This window comes from Pseudomonas mandelii (genome assembly GCF_006438925.1).
In the GTDB taxonomy this organism is placed as follows: domain Bacteria; phylum Pseudomonadota; class Gammaproteobacteria; order Pseudomonadales; family Pseudomonadaceae; genus Aquipseudomonas; species Aquipseudomonas mandelii_C.
In genome coordinates, this window is record NZ_RCZA01000001.1 from 601,595 (window position 1) to 627,204 (window position 25,610).

At 59.1% G+C, this 25,610-nt stretch carries 22 protein-coding genes; 13 read left to right on the top strand and 9 right to left on the bottom strand.

All coding sequences use genetic code 11. The features are described 5' to 3' along the window. Positions 1 to 66: 66 nt before the first annotated feature. The 3 genes from EAH74_RS02810 to EAH74_RS02820 are packed head-to-tail and all read left to right on the top strand — an operon-like array spanning position 67 to position 1,835. On the top strand, positions 67 to 690 hold the full coding sequence (locus tag EAH74_RS02810) for an FMN-binding negative transcriptional regulator (RefSeq protein ID WP_140675703.1): 624 nt from the start codon (positions 67 to 69) through the stop codon (positions 688 to 690). A gap of 9 nt (positions 691 to 699) precedes the next feature. Then, positions 700 to 1,146, top strand: coding sequence for a GNAT family N-acetyltransferase (locus tag EAH74_RS02815; RefSeq protein WP_140675704.1), 447 nt, complete (start codon positions 700 to 702; stop codon positions 1,144 to 1,146). Between the two features lie 17 nt (positions 1,147 to 1,163). Further along, positions 1,164 to 1,835: a GNAT family N-acetyltransferase gene (locus EAH74_RS02820; protein ID WP_140675705.1), complete on the top strand. Its 672-nt coding sequence runs from the start codon at positions 1,164 to 1,166 to the stop codon at positions 1,833 to 1,835. 121 nt (positions 1,836 to 1,956) lie between these two features. On the opposite strand, the gene EAH74_RS02825 is transcribed toward EAH74_RS02820, so the two are convergent. After that, positions 1,957 to 2,856 carry a homocysteine S-methyltransferase family protein gene (locus EAH74_RS02825; RefSeq protein WP_140675706.1) on the bottom strand — a complete coding sequence of 300 codons (900 nt, stop codon included), beginning with the start codon at positions 2,854 to 2,856 and terminating at the stop codon, positions 1,957 to 1,959. A 112-nt stretch (positions 2,857 to 2,968) separates the two neighbouring features. Between EAH74_RS02825 and EAH74_RS02830 the strand changes: the two genes are divergently transcribed. The 3 genes from EAH74_RS02830 to EAH74_RS02840 all read left to right on the top strand — a co-directional run bounded on the left by EAH74_RS02830 (position 2,969) and on the right by EAH74_RS02840 (position 7,125). Then, the gene (locus tag EAH74_RS02830) at positions 2,969 to 3,790 is read left to right on the top strand and encodes an ABC transporter substrate-binding protein (RefSeq protein WP_140675707.1); all 822 of its coding nucleotides are present in this window, start codon (positions 2,969 to 2,971) and stop codon (positions 3,788 to 3,790) included. After that, positions 3,787 to 4,623, top strand: coding sequence for an amino acid ABC transporter permease (locus EAH74_RS02835; RefSeq protein ID WP_140675708.1), 837 nt, complete (start codon positions 3,787 to 3,789; stop codon positions 4,621 to 4,623). Before EAH74_RS02830 ends, EAH74_RS02835 begins: the two co-directional genes overlap by 4 nt. Before the next feature lie 222 nt (positions 4,624 to 4,845). Further along, positions 4,846 to 7,125, top strand: coding sequence for an autotransporter outer membrane beta-barrel domain-containing protein (locus EAH74_RS02840; RefSeq protein WP_140675710.1), 2,280 nt, complete (start codon positions 4,846 to 4,848; stop codon positions 7,123 to 7,125). Between the two features lie 78 nt (positions 7,126 to 7,203). Here EAH74_RS02840 and oadA read toward each other — a convergent pair whose 3' ends face one another. Together oadA and EAH74_RS02850 are read right to left on the bottom strand one after the other, a co-directional pair. Continuing rightward, entirely contained in the window at positions 7,204 to 9,027 is a 1,824-nt protein-coding gene (oadA, locus tag EAH74_RS02845) for a sodium-extruding oxaloacetate decarboxylase subunit alpha (RefSeq protein WP_140675712.1), read from the bottom strand. Between the two features lie 11 nt (positions 9,028 to 9,038). Further along, entirely contained in the window at positions 9,039 to 10,454 is a 1,416-nt protein-coding gene (locus EAH74_RS02850; protein ID WP_008156643.1) for an acetyl-CoA carboxylase biotin carboxylase subunit, read from the bottom strand. Positions 10,455 to 10,644: 190 nt separating this feature from the next. Here EAH74_RS02850 and EAH74_RS02855 point away from each other — a divergent pair, with 190 nt between their 5' ends. Beyond that, positions 10,645 to 11,607, top strand: a complete 963-nt coding sequence (locus EAH74_RS02855; protein ID WP_140675714.1) for a LysR family transcriptional regulator — start codon at positions 10,645 to 10,647, stop codon at positions 11,605 to 11,607. Here the strand turns inward: EAH74_RS02855 and EAH74_RS02860 are convergent. The 3 genes from EAH74_RS02860 to EAH74_RS02870 all read right to left on the bottom strand — a co-directional run bounded on the left by EAH74_RS02860 (position 11,549) and on the right by EAH74_RS02870 (position 15,962). Further along, positions 11,549 to 11,758, bottom strand: coding sequence for a PA3496 family putative envelope integrity protein (locus tag EAH74_RS02860; protein WP_046044971.1), 210 nt, complete (start codon positions 11,756 to 11,758; stop codon positions 11,549 to 11,551). The two genes, EAH74_RS02855 and EAH74_RS02860, sit on opposite strands and share 59 nt — an antisense overlap. A 193-nt stretch (positions 11,759 to 11,951) precedes the next feature. Further along, entirely contained in the window at positions 11,952 to 12,818 is an 867-nt protein-coding gene (hexR, locus tag EAH74_RS02865) for a transcriptional regulator HexR (protein ID WP_008156648.1), read from the bottom strand. Between the two features lie 270 nt (positions 12,819 to 13,088). Further along, a complete protein-coding gene (locus EAH74_RS02870; protein ID WP_140675716.1) occupies positions 13,089 to 15,962 on the bottom strand; it encodes an EAL domain-containing protein in 2,874 nt (957 codons plus the stop codon). 257 nt (positions 15,963 to 16,219) lie between these two features. Here EAH74_RS02870 and uvrD point away from each other — a divergent pair, with 257 nt between their 5' ends. The 4 genes from uvrD to EAH74_RS02890 all read left to right on the top strand — a co-directional run bounded on the left by uvrD (position 16,220) and on the right by EAH74_RS02890 (position 20,609). Further along, the gene (gene uvrD, locus EAH74_RS02875) at positions 16,220 to 18,403 is read left to right on the top strand and encodes a DNA helicase II (RefSeq protein ID WP_010465377.1); all 2,184 of its coding nucleotides are present in this window, start codon (positions 16,220 to 16,222) and stop codon (positions 18,401 to 18,403) included. A gap of 169 nt (positions 18,404 to 18,572) precedes the next feature. Beyond that, positions 18,573 to 19,013, top strand: a complete 441-nt coding sequence (locus EAH74_RS02880; protein WP_140675718.1) for an EamA family transporter — start codon at positions 18,573 to 18,575, stop codon at positions 19,011 to 19,013. Positions 19,014 to 19,192: 179 nt separating this feature from the next. Further along, entirely contained in the window at positions 19,193 to 20,065 is an 873-nt protein-coding gene (locus EAH74_RS02885) for a Tim44 domain-containing protein (RefSeq protein ID WP_140675720.1), read from the top strand. Between the two features lie 136 nt (positions 20,066 to 20,201). After that, on the top strand, positions 20,202 to 20,609 hold the full coding sequence (locus EAH74_RS02890; RefSeq protein WP_008156656.1) for an SMI1/KNR4 family protein: 408 nt from the start codon (positions 20,202 to 20,204) through the stop codon (positions 20,607 to 20,609). 21 nt (positions 20,610 to 20,630) lie between these two features. Here EAH74_RS02890 and EAH74_RS02895 read toward each other — a convergent pair whose 3' ends face one another. Then, positions 20,631 to 22,394: a cation:proton antiporter gene (locus EAH74_RS02895; protein WP_140675722.1), complete on the bottom strand. Its 1,764-nt coding sequence runs from the start codon at positions 22,392 to 22,394 to the stop codon at positions 20,631 to 20,633. A 290-nt stretch (positions 22,395 to 22,684) separates the two neighbouring features. Here EAH74_RS02895 and EAH74_RS02900 point away from each other — a divergent pair, with 290 nt between their 5' ends. Beyond that, a complete protein-coding gene (locus tag EAH74_RS02900) occupies positions 22,685 to 23,167 on the top strand; it encodes an acyl-CoA thioesterase (protein WP_074872148.1) in 483 nt (160 codons plus the stop codon). Positions 23,168 to 23,220: 53 nt separating this feature from the next. Here the strand turns inward: EAH74_RS02900 and pdxY are convergent, their stop codons facing one another. Continuing rightward, positions 23,221 to 24,093 (bottom strand): pyridoxal kinase PdxY, encoded by an 873-nt coding sequence (pdxY, locus tag EAH74_RS02905; RefSeq protein WP_123367493.1) that lies wholly within the window; start codon positions 24,091 to 24,093, stop codon positions 23,221 to 23,223. A gap of 120 nt (positions 24,094 to 24,213) precedes the next feature. Between pdxY and EAH74_RS02910 the strand changes: the two genes are divergently transcribed. Continuing rightward, the gene (locus tag EAH74_RS02910; protein WP_140675724.1) at positions 24,214 to 24,627 is read left to right on the top strand and encodes a DUF3301 domain-containing protein; all 414 of its coding nucleotides are present in this window, start codon (positions 24,214 to 24,216) and stop codon (positions 24,625 to 24,627) included. Position 24,628: 1 nt separating this feature from the next. Here the strand turns inward: EAH74_RS02910 and EAH74_RS02915 are convergent, their stop codons facing one another. Continuing rightward, positions 24,629 to 25,600, bottom strand: a complete 972-nt coding sequence (locus EAH74_RS02915) for a CobW family GTP-binding protein (protein ID WP_140675727.1) — start codon at positions 25,598 to 25,600, stop codon at positions 24,629 to 24,631. Positions 25,601 to 25,610: the final 10 nt, after the last annotated feature.

Below are 25,610 nucleotides of genomic sequence, written 5' to 3' on the forward strand. Positions count from 1 at the left end.
GTTAATGGCTCTTACAACAGACCAATAGCCTGCCTAGGATGCAGGCATTCGCCAAGGAAAATCTCCATGTACACGCCAAGCAGCTTTGCCATAGATGATTTGCATGAACTGCACCAGCAGATACTCGGCACCCGCCTTGCCATGGTGGTCACCCACGGGGAGCAAGGTTTGCAAGCCAGTCATCTGCCGCTGCTGTTCAACCCCGACCACGGCCCGAATGGCACCCTTTACGGCCACTTCGCCCGGGCCAATCCGCAATGGAAGGAACTGCAGAACGGCGCCGAAGCCCTGGTCATTTTTGCCGGTGCCGACGCTTACGTCAGCCCGGGGTTTTACCAGAGCAAAGCCGAGCACGGCAAAGTCGTGCCGACCTGGAACTACGTCGCCGTGCATGCGTACGGCACGGCCGAAGTGTTCACCGACGCTGATCGCCTGCGCACTCTGGTCAGCGCGCTGACTGATCGTCATGAAGCGGGTCGCGCCAGTCCATGGAAAGTCGCCGATGCCCCCGCCGACTACATTGACGGGATGCTCAAGGCCATCGTCGGTTTTGCCTTGCCGATCCAGCGCCTGGAAGGCAAACGCAAGCTCAGCCAGAACCGCAACGCTGCAGACATCACCGGTGTGCGCGAGGGGCTTGCCGCCAGCCCTGATGTGCACGACCAGGCCCTCGCCCACTTGATGCGTTAAGGAATGAACATGAGTCAGATCGCCATCCGCCAGGTCAGTGCCGACGACCACGCCGCCTGGTTGCCGTTGTGGCAGGCCTACCTGCGTTTCTACAACACCGAACTGCCTGAGGCGGTCACCCAAAGCACCTGGCAGCGCCTGCTCGACCCGAGCGAACCGACCCATGCCGCGCTGGCCTGGGCCGATGGCAAAGCGGTGGGCATGGTGCACTTCATCTACCATCGTTCAAACTGGAGCATCGAAAACTCCTGCTACCTGCAAGACCTGTTAGTAACGCCTGAAACCCGCGGCACTGGCGTCGGCCGACAGTTGATCGAATTCGTATACGCGACAGCCAAAGAGGACGGTTGCTGCAAGGTCCACTGGCTGACCCACGAAACCAACGCCACCGCGATCCAGCTCTACGAGCGCATCGCCGAACGCCCCGGTTTTATCCAGTTTCGCAAAGCCCTGTAAGGTTCAAGGAGAACAGCATGTCGACTTCACTCGCCGACTGGAAAGGCGTTCCGGCGCCATCAGTCCAAACCATTGAAGGGCGTTTCATTCGCCTGGAAAAACTCGACCCGGCGCGTCATGCCGACGGTTTGTGGAAAGCCCTGCAAGGCCCGGGTTCCGACCCGAAACTCTGGGACTATTTGCCTTACGGTCCTTTCCCGGAGCGCAGCGTGTTCAACGATTGGCTGAACAATCATGCGGCCAATAGCGACCCATACTTCTTCAGCGTGATCGACCGTGCCAGCGGCGATGTGCAAGGCATCCTCAGTTTGATGTCGATTGTTCCTTCACAAGGCCGGATCGAGATCGGCCATGTCACGTTCGGTGCGCCGATGCAGCGCTCGCCGAAAAGCACCGAGGCGGTTTATCTGCTCGCCAAAGAGTCGTTTGCCTTGGGTTATCGACGCCTGGAGTGGAAGTGCAACAACGGCAACGCCCGCTCCAAATACGCGGCCGAGCGGCTGGGGTTCAGCTTTGAAGGCGTGTTTCGCCAGCACATGGTGGTCAAGGGGCAGAATCGAGACACGGCGTGGTATTCGATTCTGGACTCGGAATGGCCAGCGATCGGGGCGGGGTTTGAGCGCTGGCTGTCCGATGAGAACCAGACGGATTCGGGGCAGGTGAAAACGTTGGCGGAGTGCCGCGGGTAATCTTCGGCGCCTGGACGGACGCTATCGCGAGCAGGCTCGCTCCCACATTGGATCGTTGTCGAACACAATATACGTGTTCACTGAAGATCTAATGTGGGAGCGAGCCTGCTCGCGAATGGCTTCACGCCAGTTTCTGGGCAAGCACCGCAATATGCTCCGGCCCGATCCCGCAGCAACCACCCAAATGACTCGCGCCGCGTTCTTTCCAATCAGCGGCCCACTGCAAATAACCCGGCGGATCGAGGTCTTCACGCAACGGGTCCAGACCGTCGTTGGCTGTGGCCTCTTTCGGTTGCGGCGGGAAGGCGTTGGCGTAAGCGCCGATGTGAATCTTCACACCCAACTGCTCGAAGGTTTCCCGCGCGGCATCAATCGCAGCACCGATTACTTCCGGCTGGCTGCAATTGAACAGCAACGTCTCGACGCCCAGCTCAGCCGCCACTGCTGCGGCTTCAGCCACCGGCTCACCCGAACGCAAGCGCGGCACTTCGTCCGTGTCCTCATCCTTCAGGGTAAACGACAGCCAGAACGGCTTGCCGTCCGTTGGCAGACCGGCATGGATCGCTCGCGCTTCAACGATCGAGCTCTGGGTTTCCGCCAGCCATAGATCGACATGCGGTGCCAGCCCCTTCACCAGCGGCGCCAACAATTCAGTCGCCCGAGCAGCGTCGAAAAGGTCCGGACGATAGGACCCAAACAGCGGCGGCAATGAACCGGCCACGCGAACCGCTTTGCCCGAAGCCTCTACAGCGCGCCGAGCCAGCTCACCGGCCAACGCCGCGAGCGCCTGCCCTTCTGCGGCAAAACGCTCTTCGCCAATGTGAAACGGCACCACCGCGTAACTGTTGCTGGTGATCACGTTCGCACCGCTTTCGATATAAGCCGAGTGCACCGCCTCTACCGCTTGCGGTGCTTCGCTCAAGGCCAGCGCCGACCACTCGGGCTGTCTGAACGGCGCGCCTCGACGCTGCAACTCACGACCCATGCCGCCATCCAGAATTACTGTGCTTGCTGCGCCCATATGCTTTTCACTCATAAGCTTATGAAAATAACTCACTATCAGAGTCGTCCTTATAACTATTTAATACGCACCATCCGGTTAATAACAACCTCTTTTTTATCAGGGATCGACTGTGAAATTCCAACCGCTACTGGCCCTGGGCCTGACGATTCTGGCTGCCTCCACCCAAGCCTTTGGCGGCGCCACGCTGGATCGCGTCGAAAAAAAGAAAGAGCTCGTGGGCGTGTTGATGGAAAGCTATCCACCCTTCTCGTTCCTCAATGATCAGAACCAGCTCGATGGATTCGACGTCGACGTAGCCAAGGCCGTGGCAGACAAACTGGGCGTCAAACTGCGCCTCGAAACCCCGTCCTGGGACGTGATTGCCGCCGGCCGCTGGAGTGGACGCTACGACATCTGCATCTGCTCCATGACCCCGAGCAAGGCCCGCGCCGAGGTCTTCGACTTCCCGGTCGAGTACTACGCCTCGCCAGCCGTGATCGTGGTCAACGCCAAGGACGACAGCATCCACAGCGCCAAGGACCTGAGCGGCAAGAAAGTCGGCCTCACCAGTGCCTCCAGCTACGAAAGCTACCTGAACAAAAACCTGGTGATCGAAGGCGCCGAAGACACGCAATTGCAGTACCCGTTCGAGGACGTGCAAATCGCGCCGTATGACACCGACAATGTCGCGTTCCAGGACCTCGGCCTGGGTGCTGGTGTTCGACTGGACGCGATCCTCACCAACCTTGTCACCGCACAACCGCGCCTGACCGAAGACAAACGCTTCAAGCTCGCCGGCGAGCCGCTGTACTCGGAGCCGAACTCGGTGGCCATTGAAAAAGGCGACGCCCAGTGGGACGCCAAAGTGCGCGACGTCTTCGCTCAGCTGAAACAGGACGGAACAATGAGCAAGCTGTCGCAAAAATGGATCGGCGCTGATATCAGTAAATGACTTCTTTCCCAAAACCTCCCCAGCCGCCGCAACCAGTGGCTGAGTCGCGGCTGCAACGAATCTTCGGTTTCCGCACGCGGCTGTACCTGACCTGGGCAGCGATGCTCGGGTTGTTCGCCAGCTTCTTCCTGAGCTTCGACCTGAAGTTCTCAATCATCCTCGACAAACTGCCGAACCTGATCGGCCTGCACCTGGCGCCCAACGGCTTTTTGCAGGGCGCGGCACTGACGCTGTTTCTCTGCCTGTGTTCGATCGTGAGCTCCTCGCTGCTGGGCTTCATCACCGCCCTGGCGCGGCTGTCGAAAAGCGCCGTGGCCTTCGGGATTGCGAGCTTCTATGCTTCATTTTTTCGTGGCACACCGCTGCTTATCCAGATCCTGCTGATCTACCTCGGCCTGCCACAACTTGGCATCGTGCCCGGTGCCATCGCCGCCGGCATCATTGCCCTGTCGCTCAATTACGGCGCCTACCTGAGCGAAATCTTCCGCGCCGGCATCCTCGGCGTCCCCCACGGCCAACGCGAAGCGTCCCTGGCGCTGGGCATGCGCGAAACCGTGATCTTTTGGCGAGTCACCCTGCCCCAGGCCATGCGCACCATCATCCCGCCAACCACCAACCAATTCATCTCAATGCTCAAAGACTCGTCGCTGATCTCGGTGATGGGGGTTTGGGAGGTTATGTTTTTGGCGCAATCGTATGGACGGTCGAGCTATCGCTACATCGAGATGCTGACGACAGCGGCGGTGATTTATTGGGTGATGTCGATTGGGCTGGAGCTGATTCAGGCACGGATGGAGCGGCATTATGGGAAGGCGTATTTGAGCCGTAGTTAGCGAAAGGCAGATGAGTTTCCGAGTTTGCGATAGCCGACCCTGTCTCGATTTGTTGTAAGAAAAAGCGTCAGCCCCAACAGGTAAAAACAGCCTTCCTCAGGAGGCTGGCAATTTTCTACACAACCTTCTGACAACCCCCGCAATCCTGCGGGAAGCAGCTGACATCGGTACCTATAGCCTGCCTCTTAGAGTTTGGCCTCCTGTCAAAAGAGGCCGTACTCGATGCCCGTTCAACACAAATACCGACCAAAACACCTGGCGCTGGCCATTGCGCTTGCGCTGGGTTGCACTGAATTTTCGATGGCTCAGCAAATCTCCGCGGATATCACCGCACCTCCGGTTGAATCGCCAGAGCAGCTCATGGCGGCGCTGGACGCATTTATCAATGATCCCGCCATCGACAAAAGCACCATCAGCAAAGCAGCGGATGGTGTTGATCGGACATTCGGCGACGGAGATGATCTGGTCATTGTGTCTGGCCGCGGAGTCCTTTCCGGATTGATCGACGGTGGTGACGGTGTCAACTTCCTACAACTCGATACCGCGAGCGGTGGCACGTTAGGCGAGAGTCGTCGTTTTGAAGGCATGGAGATCAAACGAAGCACTTGGACCATGAATGGTTCCGGTGATTTCAATACCGGTGTCTTGATACGTTCAAAAGCAACGCTAATCAATAATGGGCATATCCAGGGTGGGGCGTTGACCCAAGGAACGCTTGTCAATAACGGAAAGATTGGCGGCGGAGCGACCGTGCAATCAGGAGGCACCCTGAACAACCCGGGAACTATCGAAGGCGACGTCGTTATCCATGAAAAAGGAGCTTTTGCGGGCAACGGTTTAACGGGTTCCCTGAAGGTAAACGGAAAGCTTTCTGTTGACGGTTTGCACGGCGCACCGACAGTTAAAGGTGACTTGGGTCTCTCAAAAACTGCCGAGCTAACCTACGAGGTCAATGCCAACCGCAAAAGTGAAACGATATTAGTCGATGGAACCGCCAACCTTGGAGGCGCAACACTGAACATCGTTGCAGCACAGGGTGACTACCCGCTAATCAGCGAAAACAACATCCTTATTGCCAATAAAGTCGAAGGGGAATTTGGGGAAGTCCTCAACAACCTTGCCTTTTTAACGCCCAAGGTCAAATACGAAGAAAAGACTGTCGACCTGATCTTCGTCCGTAACGATGTGACGATCGAGAGTGTCGCAACCACGGATAACGGCAAGCAAGTCGCCCAAAGCATTGAAGAGCCCAAGGACATACCTCAAGCACCCACCGTCGCTGAAGCCCCGAATCCAGTTGCAAGTGCCGACACATCCGTTCCGGTCTCCACACCGACAACTACCGCTGAAAAACCTTCGACAGCCGCAACACCACCCATCACCGAGCAGCCCGTCACAGCCTCAACTCCACCCCCTGCTACCAATTCCGTCGCCACAGTGCCAAAGGCACCCAGCCCCATTAACGCTGCTGTCGCAGCCCTGCTCAGCGCTGACAAACAGACGGCATCTGTTGCCATCGAACAGCTGGCTGGCGGCCAGAACGCCAACCTTGCGAAAGCGACCCTGAACAGTGACAGCCCAATCAGCGCGACCATGCTCTCGGCCATGCGTCAGCTGGACAGCGCCAGTAGCTACAGCAATTCAACCAGGCGCAATGCACCACGCCGGGCCGCCGGCAGTGATGACAATGGCCGAGTCTGGCTTCAAGCATTGGGTCACGGTGGGACGCTGGATCGCGATTACGACGCGCTGAAACACACAACCCACGGCCTGGTACTGGGAGCGGATTGGGGCATCGATGAGGAATGGCGCATCGGTGTCTTGGGCGGGAAGTCCGAGACTCGCCTGGACAGCCGCGGACTCGACGGCGATCTCGACAGCTGGCATTTGGGAGCTTATGCCCTGCGTCAAAACGGACCAGTCTCCCTGCGCCTGGGTGCGACCTACAGCAGCCACGACGGCAGCACTAAACGCCGGGTTGCCTTCAAAGGTTTCAGCGACCGCCCTGAAGGCCGTTACGATGCCAACACCCAGCAGGCCTTTGCGGAATTGGGTTACAACCTGGGGCAGGCGAACGTCAGCATCGAACCGTTTGCCAGCCTGGGCTACCAACGCTATCAGCGCGACACTTACACGGAAAAAGGTGGCGCAGCGGCACTGAAGGTACACGGTCAAACGCAGAACAACTTGAACAGCACATTCGGCCTGCGCCTGGCGAAGCTCAACACTCTGGATAACGGCATGCAACTGACGCCGCGATTCAGTGCCGGGTGGAAACACACTTACGGGGACGTCTACAGCGATACCCGCCAACGATTGGTGACGGGCGGAAAAAACTTCACCGTTTCCGGTGCGCCGCTGGATCGTGACAGTCTGCTGGTCGATGCAGGGCTGGACCTTGGATTGTCAGCAAAACACACCCTGGGCGTCGGCCTCACTGGCGAGATCGGCACCGACAGCCGAAACCACGGCGTCACGGGTCAGTGGCGAATGAGTTTCTAATACCCACAAATCCCGGGCGAAAAAAAAGGGGAGCACATGCCCCCCCGAGGTTTAAAGCGGTGTATCGAGGCTGTTAACTCAGCCTTCGATCTCGATCAGGATTTCGCCCGGGTTCACCCGGTCGCCCTTGGCCACGTGGATGGCGGTGACTTTGCCGGCGATGGCCGATTGGACTTCGGTTTCCATCTTCATCGCTTCGGTGATCAGCACGGCCTGGCCGGCTTTCACGGTGTCGCCTTCCTTGACCAGCACGTCGACGATGTTGCCCGGCATGGTGGTGCTGACGTGGCCCGGTGCAGTGGCTTGCTTGCGCTTGCTGCTGCCGCCGCTGACGAATTCGTTGAGCGGCTCGAACACCACTTCTTCCGGCATGCCGTCGATGGACAGGTAGAAGTGGCGCTTGCCTTCAGCCTTGACGCCGACACCGGTGATGTCGACGCGGTAGGTTTCGCCGTGGACGTCGATGACGAACTCGGTCGGCACGCCTTCGCCACCGGCCGAGGTCACGCCGCCGGCTTCAGGAATCGGCAGCAGCACTTCTGGAGTCAGGGTGCCGGCGGCGCGTTCTTCGAGGAACTTGCGACCGATGTCCGGGAACATGGCGTAGGTCAGCACGTCTTCTTCAGACTTGGCCACCGTACCGATTTCAGCACGCAGCTTGGTCATTTCCGGCTTGAGCAGGTCAGCCGGACGCACGTCGATCACTTCTTCGCTGCCGATGGCCTGGCGACGCAGTTTTTCGTTCACGGTGCCCGGCGCTTTGCCATAGCCGCCTTGTAGGTAAAGCTTCACTTCGTTGGTGATGGTCTTGTAGCGCTCACCGGCCAGCACGTTGAAGAACGCCTGGGTGCCGACAATCTGCGAGGTCGGGGTCACCAGCGGCGGGAAGCCGAGGTCTTCACGAACGCGCGGGATTTCGGCCAGCACTTCGCTCATGCGGTTCAGGGCACCCTGCTCTTTCAACTGGTTTGCCAGGTTGGAAATCATCCCGCCGGGTACCTGGTTGACTTGAACGCGGGTGTCGACGGCGGTGAACTCGCTTTCGAACTGGTGGTACTTTTTGCGCACGGCGTAGAAGTACAGACCGATCTCTTGCAGCAGTTCCAGATTCAGTCCGGTGTCGAACTCGCTGCCTTTAAGGGCGGCAACCATCGACTCGGTGCCCGGGTGGCTGGTGCCCCAGGCGAAGCTGGAGATCGCGGTATCGATGTGGTCGGCACCGTTTTCGATGGCCTTGAGTTGGCACATCGCGGCCAAACCCGCGGTGTCGTGCGAGTGAATGAACACTGGCAGCGATTGCTCGGATTTCAATGCCTTGACCAGTTCTCCGGTAGCGTACGGAGTCAGCAGGCCAGCCATGTCCTTGATCGCCACCGAGTCGCAACCCATGGCTTCCATCTGCTTGGCTTGCGCCACGAACGCCTCGATGGTGTGCACCGGGCTGGTGGTGTAAGCGATGGTGCCTTGAGCGTGTTTGCCGGCGGCTTTCACCGCTTCGATGGCGACTCGCAGGTTACGCACGTCGTTCATGGCGTCGAAGATGCGGAACACATCGATGCCGTTGACCGCAGCCTTGGCGACGAAGGCTTTGACCACGTCGTCGCTGTAGTGGCGGTAGCCCAGCAGGTTCTGGCCACGCAGAAGCATTTGCAGGCGAGTGTTAGGCAACGCCGCGCGCAGTTGGCGCAAGCGCTCCCACGGGTCTTCTTTGAGGAAGCGTACGCAGGCGTCGAAGGTCGCGCCGCCCCAGACTTCCAGCGACCAGTAGCCGACTTTGTCGAGCTTGTCGCAGATCGGCAGCATGTCTTCGGTGCGCATGCGGGTCGCGAGCAGCGATTGGTGGGCGTCGCGCAGGATTGTGTCGGTAACGTTTATCTTTTTAGAAACAGGGGGTTTGCTCATTGTTCTATTCCTCACAGGCCTGCGTGGGCGGCGATGGCGGCGGCGATGGCCAGGGCCAGCTCTTCGGGTTTGCGCTTGATCGAGTAGTTGGTCAGTTCAGGGTGGCTTTCAACGAAGCTGGTGTTGAACTGGCCGCTACGGAATTCCGGGTTACGCAGGATTTCCTGGTAGTACGCGGCGGTGGTCTTGACCCCTTGCAGACGCATGTCGTCGAGGGCGCGCAAGCCACGGTCCATCGCCTCTTCCCAGGTCAGCGCCCACACCACCAGTTTCAGGCACATGGAGTCGTAGAACGGTGGAATGGTGTAACCGGTGTAGATCGCCGTGTCGGTACGCACACCGGGGCCGCCGGGTGCGTAGTAACGGGTGATCTTGCCGAAACTCGGCAGGAAGTTGTTTTTCGGGTCTTCGGCGTTGATCCGGAACTGCAGCGCGAAACCGCGGTGCTGGATGTCTTCCTGTTTCACCGAAAGCGGCAGGCCGGAGGCAATGCGGATCTGCTCACGAACGATGTCGATGCCGGTGATTTCTTCGGTGATGGTGTGTTCCACCTGCACCCGGGTGTTCATTTCCATGAAGTACACCTCGCCCTCGGCGAGCAGGAACTCCACGGTGCCGGCGTTCTCGTAACCCACGGCCTTGGCTGCGCGCACCGACAGGTCGCCGATGTAGGCGCGCTGTTCCGGGGTCAGTTGCGGGCTTGGGGCGATCTCGATGAGCTTCTGGTTGCGACGCTGGATCGAGCAGTCACGCTCGAACAGGTGCACCACGTTGCCAAAGCTGTCGCCGAGGATCTGCGCTTCGATGTGTTTCGGATTGACGATGCATTTTTCCAGGAACACTTCCGCCGAACCGAAAGCCTTGGTGGCTTCGGAAATGACTCGCGGGAATGCTTGTTCAAGTTCTTCTCGGCTGTCACAGCGACGGATACCACGACCACCGCCACCCGAAGTCGCCTTGAGCATCACCGGATAACCGATGCGGTCGCCTTCGATCAACGCTTCCGCGATATCCGCGACGTTGCCTTCGGTCCCCGGGGTGACGGGTACGCCAGCCTTGATCATGCTGCGACGGGCTTCAGTCTTGTCGCCCATGCGGCGAATCACTTCAGCCGATGGACCGATGAACTTGATGCCGCGCTCGGCGCAGATGTCTGCCAGTTCAGCGTTTTCCGAAAGGAAACCGTAGCCGGGGTGCAGCGCATCACAACCGGTTTCCACCGCCAGATTCACCAGCTTGCGCGCATTCAGGTAGCCGGCCAGTGGCTCGGCACCGATGCTGTGGGCCTCGTCCGCACGCTTCACATGCAACGCATGGCGGTCGGCGTCGGAATAGATCGCGACCGAGCGAATGCCCATCTCGGCGCAGGCACGTACGATTCGTACGGCAATCTCACCACGGTTGGCGATCAGGATCTTTTTTATCACTTGGAGGTTCCCTTGAGCCGGTGGTACCCACGACCTGCTAGACCAGGTCGACGCGTGACCAAATGTTTCAATTCAGTCGCAGGCCCACACTAGCCCCCACAAGGGATTAACAAAAATGAATAATAATTGGGTCAGGCATAAGCAAAGACTTATAGTTGACTCATCAGCCTGCGGTGAGAGCGCCTAGAAAATGCGTAAGTCCTTGATGCGTATGACGTTGCGTCAATTGCAGATCTTCAATGAAGTCTGTGATTTGCGGTCCTACAGCCGTGCAGCCGATGAAATGTCTCTCACACAACCTGCCGTGAGCCTACAGATTCGTCAACTTGAAGAGCTGATTGGGCAACCTCTGTTCGATTATGTCGGTAAAAAGCTCTACATGACCGAGGCAGCCGAAGCCCTTCAACGCGCCAGCCGCGACATTTTCGGACGCCTGGAAAACCTCGACATGCAGCTTTCAGACATGCAGGGATCGCTGCAAGGTCAGCTGAAACTGGCGGTGGAGTCCAGCGCCAAGTATTTCGTGCCGCATCTGTTTGCCGCGTTCAAGCGCCAGCATCCGGAAGTGAACCTGCAACTGACGGTGGTCAATCGCGGGCAGGTCATTCGACGACTGTCGGACAACCGCGACGACCTGGTGATCATGTCCATGGTGCCGCAGGACATGGGGCTGGAGTTCTTGCCATTCCTCAACAACCCGATCGTTGCCGTGGCGCCACCGGATCATCCGCTGTGCCACATGGGCCCGCTACGTTTGCAGGATCTTGAACCCTACACACTGCTGATGCGCGAATCCGGCTCCGGGACGCGGCTGGCTTGCGAAGAATATTTCAAAGAGAAGCGCGTGCACTTCAACCAGACCCAGGAAGTCTCGTCAGCCGAAGCACAGCGTGAATGTGTGGTGGCGGGTCTGGGCGTGGCGCTGTTGACGCGTCACGCCCTGAACCTTGAGTTGGCGACCGGCGGATTGATCGAGTTGCCGGTCGAAGAGCTGCCGCTGTATCGCAGCTGGTGCCTGGTGCAAGCCAAGGCGAAACGGCTGTCACCGGTGGCGCACGCGTTCCTTGCGTTTATTCGCAGTGAGCGGGTGCAGATCAGCGCGCTGGTTGAGCGTTTCGACGGGAAGTTGCCGGTGCCGCCTGCCAGTAGTTGAGCTCCAGCTCAGGGAAATCACCGATCTCGGCCAGCAGTTGGCGACGCTCGCAGCGATCTTCGATAGCGCGGCGAAATTCCATGCGGCGCTGGTCTTCCTGCTGACGACGGGTTCTGGCGGCGCTGTTGCGTTCTTCGTAGGGCTGGGCCATTTCGAGTCTCCCAAGGCGATTACGGGAGTTTCAAGATAGGCGCGAGGGATGACGGTTTGGCGGCGGGCGGGTTACAGGGAGATGAACCTTGCCGAGTGATGTGAACCCAAAAAGCAAAGATCGCAGCCTTCGGCAGCTCCTACAGATGTACACATTCCATGTAGGAGTTGCCGAAGGCTGCGATCTTTTGACTTTAATCGTCCAGCGCTTTTACCGATTTAGGCGACAGCCGCAAGCTGCGCAGGCTGCGCTTGACGCTCTTGAGGTGATTGACCAGGCTCGGCCCGCGGGCCATGGCCACGCCCATCGCCAACACGTCGATCACCACCAGGTGAGCGATCCGCGAGGTCAGCGGCGTATAGATCTCGGTGTCTTCATGCACATCGATCGCCAGGTTGACGGTCGACAGTTCGGCCAGCGGTGTCTGGCTCGGGCACAAGGTAATCAGCGAAGCGCCGCTTTCGCGCACCAGATTGGCGGTGATCAACAAATCTTTGGAACGCCCGGACTGGGAAATACAGATCGCTACGTCGGTCGGTTTCAACGTGACCGCCGACATCGCCTGCATGTGCGGGTCGGAATACGCCGCCGCCGTCAGCAACAAACGGAAGAACTTGTGCTGGGCATCGGCCGCCACTGCACCCGACGCGCCAAAGCCATAGAACTCGACCCGCTGGGCCTGCGACATGAGCGACACAGCACGCTGCAACTCCACCGGATCGAGCTTCTCGCGAACCTCCATCAGCGTGTGCAGGGTGGTGTCGAAGATTTTCAGGCTGTAGTCAGCGACCGAGTCGTCTTCATGAATCGCGAACTGCCCGAAGCTCGCGCCGGCAGCCAGGCTCTGTGCCAGTTTCAACTTCAAGTCCTGGAAACCGGAGCAACCGATGGCGCGACAGAACCGCACGATGGTCGGTTCGCTAATGCCCACGTTGTGGGCCAGGTCGGCCATGGAGCTGTGCATCACCGCCGCAGGATCAAGCAGCACGTGGTCGGCGACCTTGAGCTCCGACTTGCGTAAGAGGTGGCGTGACTGGGCGATGTGTTGCAGCAGATTCAAAGGGCTGGACTCTTTGTTATTGGCAGGTGCCGGGGATGTAGCACGCTTGTAGTTATACTACATGAATCGGCTTTTTGCCTGCTCAATGCGTAACTCGATGTCCCCATTTCACGCCACATGCGCTCCATGTAGCCCCCGAGACCCTGTAGCAGCTGCCGAAGGCTGCGTTCGGCGGCGCAGCCGTCGTAAAACCTGAGAACCGGATTATCCGGTAACCGCGTAACGCCCATTCACGACGGCTGCGCCGCCGAACGCAGCCTTCGGCAGCTGCTACAGGGAATTTGTGTCCTGACGTAAAAGCGCAGCCAGGCCATCAGCCTCGACCGGACGACTGATGAGATAGCCCTGCACTTCATCGCAGCACTCGGCTTTCAAAAACTCTAGCTGCTCCTGCCGCTCCACCCCTTCAGCCACCACTTTCAACGACAAGCCGTGCGCCATGGCAATAATCGCCCGGGTGATCGCCGCGTCCTCGCTGCCTTCCCCCAGACCGCGGATAAACGCCTGATCGATTTTCACGTAATCCACCGGGATGCGTTTGAGGTAGCTCAGGGACGAATACCCGGTGCCAAAGTCATCAATCGCCAACTTAACCCCCAAATCACGCAATTGCTGGAAAGTCGCGATGATGTGCTCGACGCTGTCCAGCAACTGACTTTCGGTGAGTTCCAGCTCGAGGTAGTGCGGCGCCAGACCGGTTTCCTCCAGCACCTGACGCACAAGGCTGACCAGTTTGCCCTGACGCAATTGATGCACCGACAGATTGACCGACACCCGAATCGGCGCAAGCCCCTGACGCTGCCACTCACAGGCTTGCCAGCAGGCCTGACGCAACACGAACTCGCCGATCGGGCCGATCAACCCGGTTTCCTCGGCCAGGCCGATGAAGTCCCCTGGCGGCACACGGCCCATGGTCGGGTGATCCCAGCGCACCAGCGCCTCGGCGGCATTCAACCGACCCGTGGCGAGGCACAGCTTCGGCTGATAAAACACCATCAACTGCTTCTCTTCGATAGCTTTACGCAGCTGATTTTCCAGCTGCAAGCGCTCCAGCGTGCTGGCTTGCAGGCTGTCGGTGTAAAACTGGAAGTTATTTCCGCCCAAGTGCTTGGCGTGCTGCATGGCCATATTTGACTGATGGACCAGCGCGGAAATTTCTCGCGCGTTGTCCGGCAACATACTGATGCCCATGGACGCGCTAACCACCAGTTCATGGCCCTCGACAGTGATCGGCAAGCGCAGCTTGGTCGACAGTCGGGTCGCCACCCGCACCAGGCTCGACAGGTTGCCGTAGGCATTGAACAACACGGCAAACTCATCGCCGGACAAGCGAGCGATGGTGTCTGCTTCAGGCAATGCGTTGACCAGGCGCCGGGCCATTTTCTGCAAGAGCTGGTCGGCGATTTCATGGCCAAGGCTGTCATTGAGCAGCTTGAAACGATCCAGATTGATGTGCAGCAGCGCCAGACTGCGATAGCCGCCCTGGCGCACCCGCTGATGAGCCTCGTTTAGCCGTTCGCGGAACAGTGAACGGTTAGCCAGGCCCGTCAATTCGTCGTAATGCGTCAGGTAACGCATGCGCTCTTCAGATTCGCGCCGGGCCGATAGGTCGGCGAAGAAGCCCACGATATGGCTCACATTTCCCCGAGCATCACGCACCGCGTTCAGTTGCAACCATTGCGGATACAACTCGCCATTCTTGCGGGTTTCTACCAGCTCGCCCTGCCAACTGCCGTGTTGCTCCAGCGCCTGATGAATCGCAGCGTAGTGTCGGCGGGCATCGCGGCTGCACGGCAACTCGACCACGTTGCGTCCAATCATGTCTTCAATGTCATAGCCGGTGACTCGGCTGAAGGCCTGATTGACCGCGATCAACGCGTAATTCGGATCGAAAATCACGATGCCTTCGCTGGCGGCTTCGAACACCGTCGCGGCCAGTTGCCGTTGCTCTTCCAGAGCTTTGCTGACGCTGATGTCGCGACGGGTGCCGACCATGCGGATCACCCGGCCATTTTCGCCGCGCTCAACCGCTCGACCACGGTCTTCGATCCAGACCCAATGGCCATCGCCGTGGCGCACGCGGTACTCAATCTGGTAGTCCTCGCTGCGGCCCTTCAAATGCTCGACCAGCGCGCGCTTGAGCGACGGCAAGTCATCGGGGTGCAGGCGCGGCTTGAGGTGGCGAAGCATCGCCGTCACGAATTCCGGCTCCAGGCCGAACAGCTCCTGAAGCTGGGTGTGATGGACTTCGTCGGTTTGCAGGTTCCAGTCCCACAACCCGAGCTCACTGGCCTTCAACGCCAGCGCCAGACGCGCTTCACTCTTGCTCAGGGCCTGATTGGCAGCGTCCAGCTCCAGGCTGCGCTGGGCAACACGGCTTTCCAGCTCGATCTGAATTTGACGTAGCTCGTCTTCGGCGCGACGGCGCTGGTCGATTTCCTTGGCCAGCTTTTGATTGAGCTGATCGCTGCAGCTTTGCGCCTGCTGCAAGTGTTCGATCAGTGCTTGATTCTGGAAGCGCCGTAACAGTCCGCTATCGATGAGCCGATTGACCTGCCAGGCGACCACACTCAACGCGCCCAGCAATATGAGGCCGAACCAGCCCCAGCCCTGATCTTGCTCATCGCCGCCCCAAAACAGATAGCCGATGGCCGGCAACAGACACGGCAAGGTAAAGGACAGGAACGCCGGCAGGCTGACCGCGTAGGCAACGCTGGCCGAAAGCGCTGCGGCGCCGATCAGGCCGAACACCCAGGCTTGTTGCATGAAGTTATCGGCGGGTACCAGCGCAATGCCGGCGCCGGCCAGGGTCAGGCCGGTCATGGCCGACCCCAGCAAAAACATGCGACGCCAGATCGGATGGGCCTGACGGTTGGGTATCGCCGAATCGAAGGCCGCGACTTGAATCACCCGCAACGCCACCAGCGACAACAGCCACACCAGCCAGACGCTGACCAGGAAGTAACGCTGCGGACTCCAAAGCAAGCCAGCGCAAACCAGACCGTTGATCAACATGAATAACGTGGGTAGTAACGAACCCTGATAAAGCAGACGCGTGCGTTCGACCGCCATTTCCATGGCGTACTGTTTGCGGATAACCCGGGGCTCCACAACGGGGCCCGACAGGTCGGTGCTGAGGGTCATAGGCAATGTTCTTGTTCTTATAATGGTGAGCATGCGCCCGAAACGTCGAGGGAGCATACACAAGCAAATGCCCGGACCAAACTGCCCCAGGTCATAAATAGACCAAAGTATCGACTGCCTGGCCCCGTGTAAAAGCAGCCAAGCGAGCCCCGCCAACGCTTGCAGCCAGTGACTGACCGGTCGTCCTGCACCTATCTTTCATCGGCTAAAACAATGCGGGGTTTGCCCGGTGTGACGCCGCCCCCTAGAATGCCCCGATGCGCGATGATCTCTCCCTTCTGCTGAACTCCCTCAACGATGCCCAACGCCAGGCCGTAGCTGCCTCCGTGGGTCGTCAGTTGGTCCTGGCCGGTGCTGGTTCCGGTAAAACCCGAGTGCTGGTGCACCGTATCGCCTGGTTGATCCAGGTCGAAAACGCCTCGCCCCACTCAATCCTGTCGGTGACCTTCACCAATAAGGCCGCTGCCGAGATGCGCCATCGCATCGAGCAGCTGATGGGTATCAACCCGGCCGGCATGTGGGTCGGCACCTTCCACGGCCTGGCGCACCGCTTGTTGCGGGCGCACTGGCAGGAAGCCGGCCTGAGCCAGACTTTCCAGATTCTCGACAGCGACGACCAGCAACGGCTGGTCAAGCGGGTGATCCGCGAGCTGGGCCTGGACGAACAACGCTGGCCGGCCCGTCAGGCCCAATGGTTCATCAACGGGCAGAAAGACGAAGGTCTGCGTCCGCAACACATTCAAGCCAGCGGCGACCTGTTCCTGGCAACCATGCGCAGCATTTATGAAGCCTATGAGGCTGCATGCCTGCGCGCTGGCGTGATCGACTTCTCTGAATTGCTGCTGCGCGCCCTCGATCTGTGGCGCGATCACCCGGGCTTGCTGGCTCATTATCAGAAACGCTTCCGCCACATCCTGGTAGACGAATTCCAGGACACCAACGCCGTGCAGTACGCCTGGTTGCGACTGCTGGCCAAGGGCGGCGACAGCCTGATGGTGGTCGGCGACGACGATCAGTCGATCTACGGCTGGCGCGGCGCGAAAATCGAGAACATTTATCAGTATTCCGACGATTTTCCGGATGCCGAGACCATTCGTCTGGAGCAGAACTACCGCTCCACCGCCGGCATCCTTAAAGCAGCCAACGCCCTGATCGCCAACAACACGGGACGCATGGGCAAAGAGCTGTGGACCGACGGCGGCGAAGGCGAAGCGATCAACCTGTACGCCGCGTTCAACGAACACGATGAAGCACGCTACGTGGTGGAAACCATCGAAAGCGCGCTGAAAACCGGCTTGGCTCGCAGTGACATCGCGATTTTGTACCGCTCCAACGCCCAATCGCGCGTTTTGGAAGAAGCCTTGTTGCGCGAGCGCATTCCGTACCGCATCTATGGCGGTCAGCGCTTCTTCGAACGGGCAGAAATCAAAAACGCCATGGCCTACCTGCGCTTGCTGGAAGGTCGCGGCAACGATGCAGCGCTGGAGCGGGTGATCAACGTTCCGGCCCGTGGTATCGGTGAGAAAACCGTTGAAGCGATCCGCGACCATGCCCGTCACAGCGATGTATCGATGTGGGAAGCCATGCGTCTGCTGGTGGCTAACAAAGGTCTGACTGGTCGTGCCGCCGGTGCTCTCGGGGCGTTTATCGAACTGATCGAGAACCTCGCCGCCAAGTGCATGGAAATGCCGCTGCATCTGATGACCCAGACCGTCATCGAGCAGTCCGGTCTAATCGCCTATCACGAAGCGGAAAAAGGCGAGAAAGGCCAGGCACGGGTAGAAAACCTTGAGGAACTGGTCAGCGCCGCGCGCAACTTCGAAAACGCTGAAGAAGACGAAGACCTGACGCCACTGGCGGCGTTCCTCGGTCACGCGTCACTGGAGGCCGGAGATACTCAGGCCGACGAGCACGAAGACAGCATTCAGTTGATGACGTTGCACAGCGCCAAGGGTCTGGAATTCCCTTACGTGTTCCTGGTGGGCATGGAAGAAGGCCTGTTCCCGCACAAGATGAGCCTTGAAGAACCGGGTCGTCTTGAAGAGGAGCGCCGTTTGGCCTATGTCGGTATCACCCGGGCCATGCAGAACCTGGTGATGACCTATGCTGAAACCCGACGCCTGTACGGCAGCGAGACTTACAACAAGGTGTCGCGTTTCGTACGTGAAGTGCCGAAAGGCCTGATCCAGGAAGTTCGGCTGTCCAACAGCGTCAGCCGTCCGTTCGGCGGAGGCCAGCAGCAGAGCTCCAGCAGCCTGTTTGGCGGTAGCGAGATCCCGGATACCGGGTTCAGCCTCGGCCAGGCCGTACGGCATTCGGTGTTTGGCGACGGTGTGATCCTGAACTTCGAAGGTGCCGGGGCTCAGGCTCGGGTGCAGGTGAACTTCAGCGAAGGCAGCAAGTGGCTGATGCTGGGTTACGCAAAGCTGGAAGCGATTTAAAGCCTGCCCGAAAAGCTTTTCTGTGGGAGCGAGCTTGCCCGCGATGAACGATAGCGCAGTGTTTCAGACATACCGCTGCGCCCCAAATCGCGAGCAAGCTCGCTCCCACAGGGTTTTGTGTTGCATCCACTCTGTGTGCTGATACGTTGATCTATAAAGGCGCGACAACATGGGCTCAGGCTTCTTTTCTTCCTGGACATTCTGGGCCCTGATGTCGGCAGCCTTTGCCGCCATGACCGCCATTTTCGCGAAAATCGGCATCGAAAACGTCAACTCCGACTTTGCCACCCTTCTGCGCACCATGGTGGTATTGGTCAGTCTGGCCTTGATTTTGTACGCCACGGGCCAATATCAGTCATTAGGATCGATCTCTGCCAGGAGCTACCTGTTCCTGCTGCTGTCGGGACTTGCCACCGGTGCCTCGTGGATCTGCTACTTCCGCGCACTGAAACTGGGGCCAGCCTCACTGGTCGCTCCGGTGGACAAGCTCAGCGTGGTACTGGTGGCGGTGCTCGGCGTGATCCTGCTGGGCGAAAAACTCGACCTGCGTCAATGGGGTGGAATCGGCCTGATTACAGCCGGTGTGGTGATGCTGGCGCTGCGCCGCTAGGCCACCTTCCTACAGAACTTATCAACTTATCCTACGGACCAAAGTTAACAGGCCTTATTGCGCTGACTGAAGCTGAACACAACCTGTCAGGCAAAAGCCCGAAACACTCTGCCGCTAGCCAGTAACACTTCAGCTGTGCAACATGGCGCGCGTGCCATCCACAAATGGGAATTCCCTTTATGAAACGTTTTCTTAGCATCGCCATGGCGTTGTGCATCGGCCTGACGATGAGCCTCGACGCCAACGCCAAGCGCTTTGGTGGCGGCAAGAGCTCCGGCGCTGCGCCGACTCACCAGACCAGCCAAATGGCGCCTTCTTCTGCCGCAGGTGGTGCTGCCGCCACTGCGGGCGCGGCCGGTGCCGCTGGCGCTGCCGCCAAAGCCGGCGGTGCTTCGCGCTGGCTCGGCCCTCTGGCCGGCATCGCAGCCGGTGGTCTGTTGGCCTCCATGTTCATGGGCGGCGGCTTCCAGGGCATGCAGATCTTCGACATCCTGATCATGGCGGTCATCGCCTTCCTGATCTTCCGCTTCATCGCCGCTCGTCGTCGCAAGCAGCAGGAACACATGGCTCCAGCTGGCGCACCGATGCAGCGTGAAGTGTTCGAGCAGAAGCCAACGGCCATGGGTTCAGTCTTCGGCGGCTCGGCAGCACCGGTTGCCGCTCGCCCGGTAATCAATGCTCCGGCCTGGTTCAATGAGAAGAACTTCATTGAAGCGGCCCGCAACCACTTCCAGTCCCTGCAGCAACACTGGGACGCCAACGAAATGGACAAGATCGCCGAGTTCGTGACCCCGCAACTGCTCGAGTTCCTCAAGCGCGAACGTGCCGATCTGGGCGAAGGTTTCCAGTCCACCTACATTGACAACCTCAATGTTCAACTGGACGGCGTGGATGATCGCGCCGACAAGACCATCGCCACCCTGACCTTCACCGGTGTGTCGAAGACCTCGCGTTTCGACCAGGGCGAAGTGTTCAGCGAAAGCTGGAACATGGAACGTCCGCAGGGCGAGAACCAGCCTTGGCTGGTCGCCGGTATCCGCCAGAACGGCTGATCCCTCCTGCGTTAAGCATGCTGTAACGAAAACCCCGGCCTTGCCGGGGTTTTTCTATTTCACGGTTGCATCTATAGCGAGCTACTGTATAAACCGCCCCAACTAAACCGCGCCATCAAGCAAGAGGATCCCGGACGTGGAAGAAATCATCGAACAACTGCGTGAAGCCAACGAACCGGTACCGGTCCCCTTGGAGTTGCCCGACGAAGATCAATTGGTGGAAATCGAAGAACAGCTGTTCATCGACATTCCGTTTGTCTTCAGAGAGTTTTTGCTGACCGTCAGCGACGTCGTCTATGGCAGCCTGGAGCCGGTGACCGTTACCGACCCGCAATCCCACACCTACCTGCCGGACGTTGCTGCCAACGCCTGGGATGCGGGTGTTGATCGCAGCATGATTCCGATCTGCCAGGACGGTGACAACTACTACCTGGTCGAAGAAGACGGCACCGTGGTGCTGTGGTTGGCCGAAGAAGAGCTGATCGCCGAAGAAACCTGGGAATCGGTGTGGCACTGGGCGCGGGATGTCTGGCTGGAAAGCTGAGACGTCTGACGCGCCACAGGGTTAATGCCCGGACGAATCCTTGTGGTTGTCCAGTGTTTCGAGTAACGCCACCTGCATCCGCGTGTGCACGCGGATGAACCAGCGCCAGAGCAGCGCCGCTACAGCGGCCGCGACGACGACGATCAGCACCAGCAACTTGTTGGTCGGCAGAATACTGGCCGACAAGGCTGCCAGCAGCAGAAAAATCACCAGCAGCGAGAGGATCGGGATCACTTCGGCGATCACCCGACGCACTCGTTGCGTGTGGCGGCCGGCCATCTCCGGCTTCACGCCCATCTCCGCCAACAGCATCGAGAGCGCCTTGAGCTTGCGATAGGCGGCGATCAGGAACGGCAGCGACAACAGCAACGCCCCGCCCCAAATCAACGCTTTCTGCCAGCTCGGGTCGCCGATCCAGTCTTGCAGGTAAGCGGACATGCGCTCGGCGAAAAAAGCACCCGAGAAGAAGATCGCAATCACCAGCGCCAGATTGACTCCCACCTGCAACAGAATCCGCCGAATCATCGACGCCAGCAGCGCGCCCTCGCCCTGAGGCTGGATGCTGCGCAGCCATTCGCCGTACATCCCCAATACCCTGCCCAGTCGCTTCGGCATCACCGCGGCAAGCTTGACCGACAGCGGATCAGCCGCGCGGATCAGGTAGGGTGTCAGCAACGTGGTGATCACCGAGACGGCAACCGCGACCGGGTAAAGGAAGTTGCTGGTGACCTGCAACGTCATGCCCAGCGCCGCGATGATGAAAGAAAATTCGCCAATCTGCGAAAGCCCCATCCCTACTCGAAGTGAGGTGCGTCCATCATTACCAGCGATAAAGGCGCCAAGGCCGCAAGAGAACATTTTGCCCAGCACCACGGCCACGGTGATCACCGCAATCGACCACGCGTATTGCAGCAGGATCATCGGATCGAGCATCAACCCGATGGCGACAAAGAAGATCGCGCTGAACAGGTCGCGAACCGGTTCGATCAAGCGTTCGATTTTTAGCAATTGCCGGGATTCAGCCATGATCGCGCCAATCAGGAAGGCACCGAGCACCATGCTGTACTCGAGTTTGACCACCAGCAAACAGAAGCCGAAACACAGGCCTAACACCGTGATCAGCAGCATTTCATTGCTTTCGAACTTCGCCACGTAAGCCAGCAATCGCGGCACCAACAGGATGCCGATGACCAGTGCGACAATCATGAACAGCGAGAGCTTGCCGACCGTGGAAAATACTTCGCCGGAACTGACCGTGCCGCTGACCGCGATGCTCGACAGCAAGGCGATGATGCCGATACCAAGGATGTCTTCAACAATCAGCACGCCGAAAATCAGCTGCGCGAAGCGCTCGTTCTTCATCTTCAGATCGTTGAGCGCCTTAACGATGATGGTGGTTGAGGAAATCGCCAGGATCGCGCCAAGGAACAGCGAGTCCATGGTGTTCCAATCGAACCAGCGACCGATTTCGTAGCCGATCCAGATCATCAGCACGATTTCCATAAACGCCGCAATGAACGCTGTGGCGCCGACCTTGAACAGCTTGCGCAGGCTGAACTCCAGGCCCAGGCAGAACATCAGGAAAATCACCCCGAGTTCGGCGAGGGTCTTGATGGTTTCTTCATCGTGAATCAGGCTGAACGGCGGGGTGTGCGGCCCGATGATGAAGCCGGCGACGATGTAGCCGAGTACCACCGGTTGTTTGAAGCGATGAAACAGCACGGTCACCACACCCGCGATCAACATGATCACTGCCAGATCTTGAATGAAACTGATGGCGTGCATGGTGTGGGGCTCCTTGGGTGACATTGCTCAATCGACAGACGTAGGAAAGGTCTGTTCGAGCAAGGTAAAAAATCCACTTTCCGCGTGGGAATTACCCTTGAGAAGGGGCTTTTGAAGGGTAACACCGCGACTTCCGGCAGAAAGGCGGTGCAATATATGGAAACAGATCGATCCGGGCGTGACGGCAGCCACCCGCCCGGCGTCCCGATAACTGTTGGTTTGAAAAAGCTGACGAGGCACCCGCAGAGGTGCCGCCCTCCCGAAATTCTGCCTTGAACCGTGAGAACGCTATGGAACCCGGAAACGCACAACTGTCGATGACGGTATTGATGACCCCCGACATGGCCAACTTCTCTGGCAATGTCCACGGCGGTACCTTGCTCAAATACCTCGACGAAGTGGCCTACGCGTGCGCCAGCCGTTATGCCGGTCGCTACGTAGTGACCCTGTCAGTGGACCAGGTGATTTTCCGCGAGCCGATTCATGTCGGCGAACTGGTGACCTTTCTGGCCTCGGTCAATTACACCGGCAACACCTCCATGGAGGTGGGCATCAAGGTGGTGACCGAGAACATCCGCGAGCGTTCGGTGCGCCACACCAACAGCTGTTTCTTCACCATGGTCGCAGTGGATGACGACCGCAAACCGGCTGCTGTACCGCCACTGCAACCGCAGAACAGCGAAGACAAACGCCGCTTCATGCAAGCCCAGCAACGTCGGCAGATTCGTCAGGAGCTGGAAAAGCGCTATCAGGACATCAAGGGCGACGCCTGATATCGACAAGGTCGCAGCCAGTGCAAAGGCTGCGATTTTTTCTGCGAATGTTGTTACAAACTGATCGCCGTCGCCTCGAACCGCACCCGCGGGTGGGAAATCCGGTCCTGAGCCCGTACCAGTTCCAGCTCATAGCTGGAGCAAGCCTGGGTTTCCAGCAGCACTTCATGTACCGCCGACGCGGCGAATTCGAAAGCCGCCACCAGGCTATCGCCCAACAGTACGCGAGCCAGAAACAGTCCGGAGGTCAGGTCGCCGACGCCCACCGGCTGACGCGGGAACGCCAGCAGCGGACGGCGCAAATGCCAGCTGTCTTCGGCCGTCACCAGCAACATCTCGAAAACATCCCCCGGTTTACCGGGATAGTCCAGATGCTTGACCAGCACAGCCTTCGGACCACGCGCCAGCAATGCTCGCGCCATGGCCAGGCAATCAAATAACGATTGCGGCTTGCGCCCCGAAAAGCTGTCCAGCTCCAGCTGGTTTGGGCACATGAAGTCCGCCACGGCAGCCGCCTCCTCCAGCAGAAAATCGCTGACTTCCGCGGGCACGCTGCAACCCTTCTCCGGATGGCCCATCACCGGGTCACACAGATACAGTGCCTTGGGATTCATCGACTTGATCCGTGCCACACCTGTCAGGATCGCCCGGCCCTGGGCAGCACTGCCGAGATAGCCAGACAGCACGGCGTCGCAGTTGCCCAGTTCGCCAATCGCCGCGATGCCTTCGATCAGGTCGGGAATCTGATGCGGTGCCAGCACTTCACCGGCCCACTGGCCGTACTGGGTGTGGTTGGAGAACTGCACCGTATTGAGCGGCCAGACATTCACCCCGACCCGCTGCATCGGGAAAACCGCGGCGCTGTTGCCAGCGTGGCCGAACACCACGTGGGACTGGATGGCGAGCAGATGGGGCGTACGTTTCATGCGGTGGGTTTTCCGTCAAACGATTGAAATTCAAGCCGCGCAGTATGCGACTAAACGCAGCCTGTACGACAGACCGGCGACGCAGTTAAGCTGACACCATCTTGTTGGAGCAACGTGTTGATGCTGACCCTTGGAAATATCTTCGTCCTGATGCTGCTTGCCACCGGTGGCGCGTGGTTATGGCACAACCATGGCTTGCGTGAGCGCGCGCTGGAGCGGGTCAAGCTGCATTGCACCAAGCTCGGAATCGAGCTGCTGGACGGCAACGTGGCCTTGAAGAAGATTGCGTTCATTAAAGACGCCAACGGCCGCCGGCGCCTCGCCCGTGTGTATAACTTCGAATTCACCGTGACCGGTGAAAGCCGTCACAACGGCACCATCACCCAGTTCGGCGCCCACAGTGCCCAGATTGAACTGGCGCCCTACCCGATGCCGTCCGACGACACGCCTGCGGTGGCCGAAGTAGTGAAACCGCGCGCCGAGGTGATCGAGATGAGCCAGTGGCGGCAAGAACACACTAAATGGCGTCCTTGATTCAAGTCTTGCTCGACCGGCAGTCGGCTAGATCTCTTTGTAATGAAGCTACATCCTGCGGCTCACTGAAAATCAGCTCGATGCGCGAATCACGCCGCCATTCGCTGGGCAGCCAATCCAGCACCGAGTTTTCCAGCGCATTCGCCGAAACCCAACCGTCGATGCTGTGGATAACCAGCTTCGCCCGCCGCCAGGCAAGGCTTTCAAGCCAACGGCCAAGACGCGTCGCATCGAAAGTCTGACTCGGATGCCAGCGCCACCCAACACTCCAGCCGCCCTGCTGCTCCTGGCTCAAGCAAATTGGCAGCGCAGGATCGGTCCAGACGGCCGGCAGCTGTGCCAATCCTTTGGGTGCAACGAAGTTATCCACACCCGCTACAGCCTGAACCCCAAGCCCTGGTAACTCACTCAATGGCAACGCGGCCTGCTGCGTCCAGTACAACGGACGCGCCGGCAACTGGGCGGCGATTCGCAGGCGATCAGCATCGTCGATATTTTCGGCTTTATTCATCAGCAACAACCCGGCGCTGTTCAGTGCGTCCTGTTGCGCCACCGGCAGCGGTTTACCGGCAGCAAGTGCCTGGGCGTCCAGCACCAGCACGCAGGGTTGAACAGCCAATACGCCTTGCCACGGCGCCTCACTCAACTGCCTGAGCAATTGCGCCGGATGCCCCAGCCCGGAGGGTTCGATAAACAGCCGATCCGGCCGCGCCTTGCGCAGCAAACGCCCGAGGCCGATCTGAAACGGCGCACCATTCACGCAACACAAACAGCCCCCGGCCACTTCACCCAGTGCGATACCATCGGCGTCTCGGGTCAGCAACGCAGCGTCGAGGCCAATCTGGCCGAATTCGTTGATCAGCACCGCCCAACGCTCATTCGCCGGCCGCTGCGCCAGCAGGTGCTTGATCAGGCTGGTCTTGCCGGCGCCCAACGGACCGGCGATGACGTGAGTGGGAATGTTCTGCAACATGGTCGAAAGT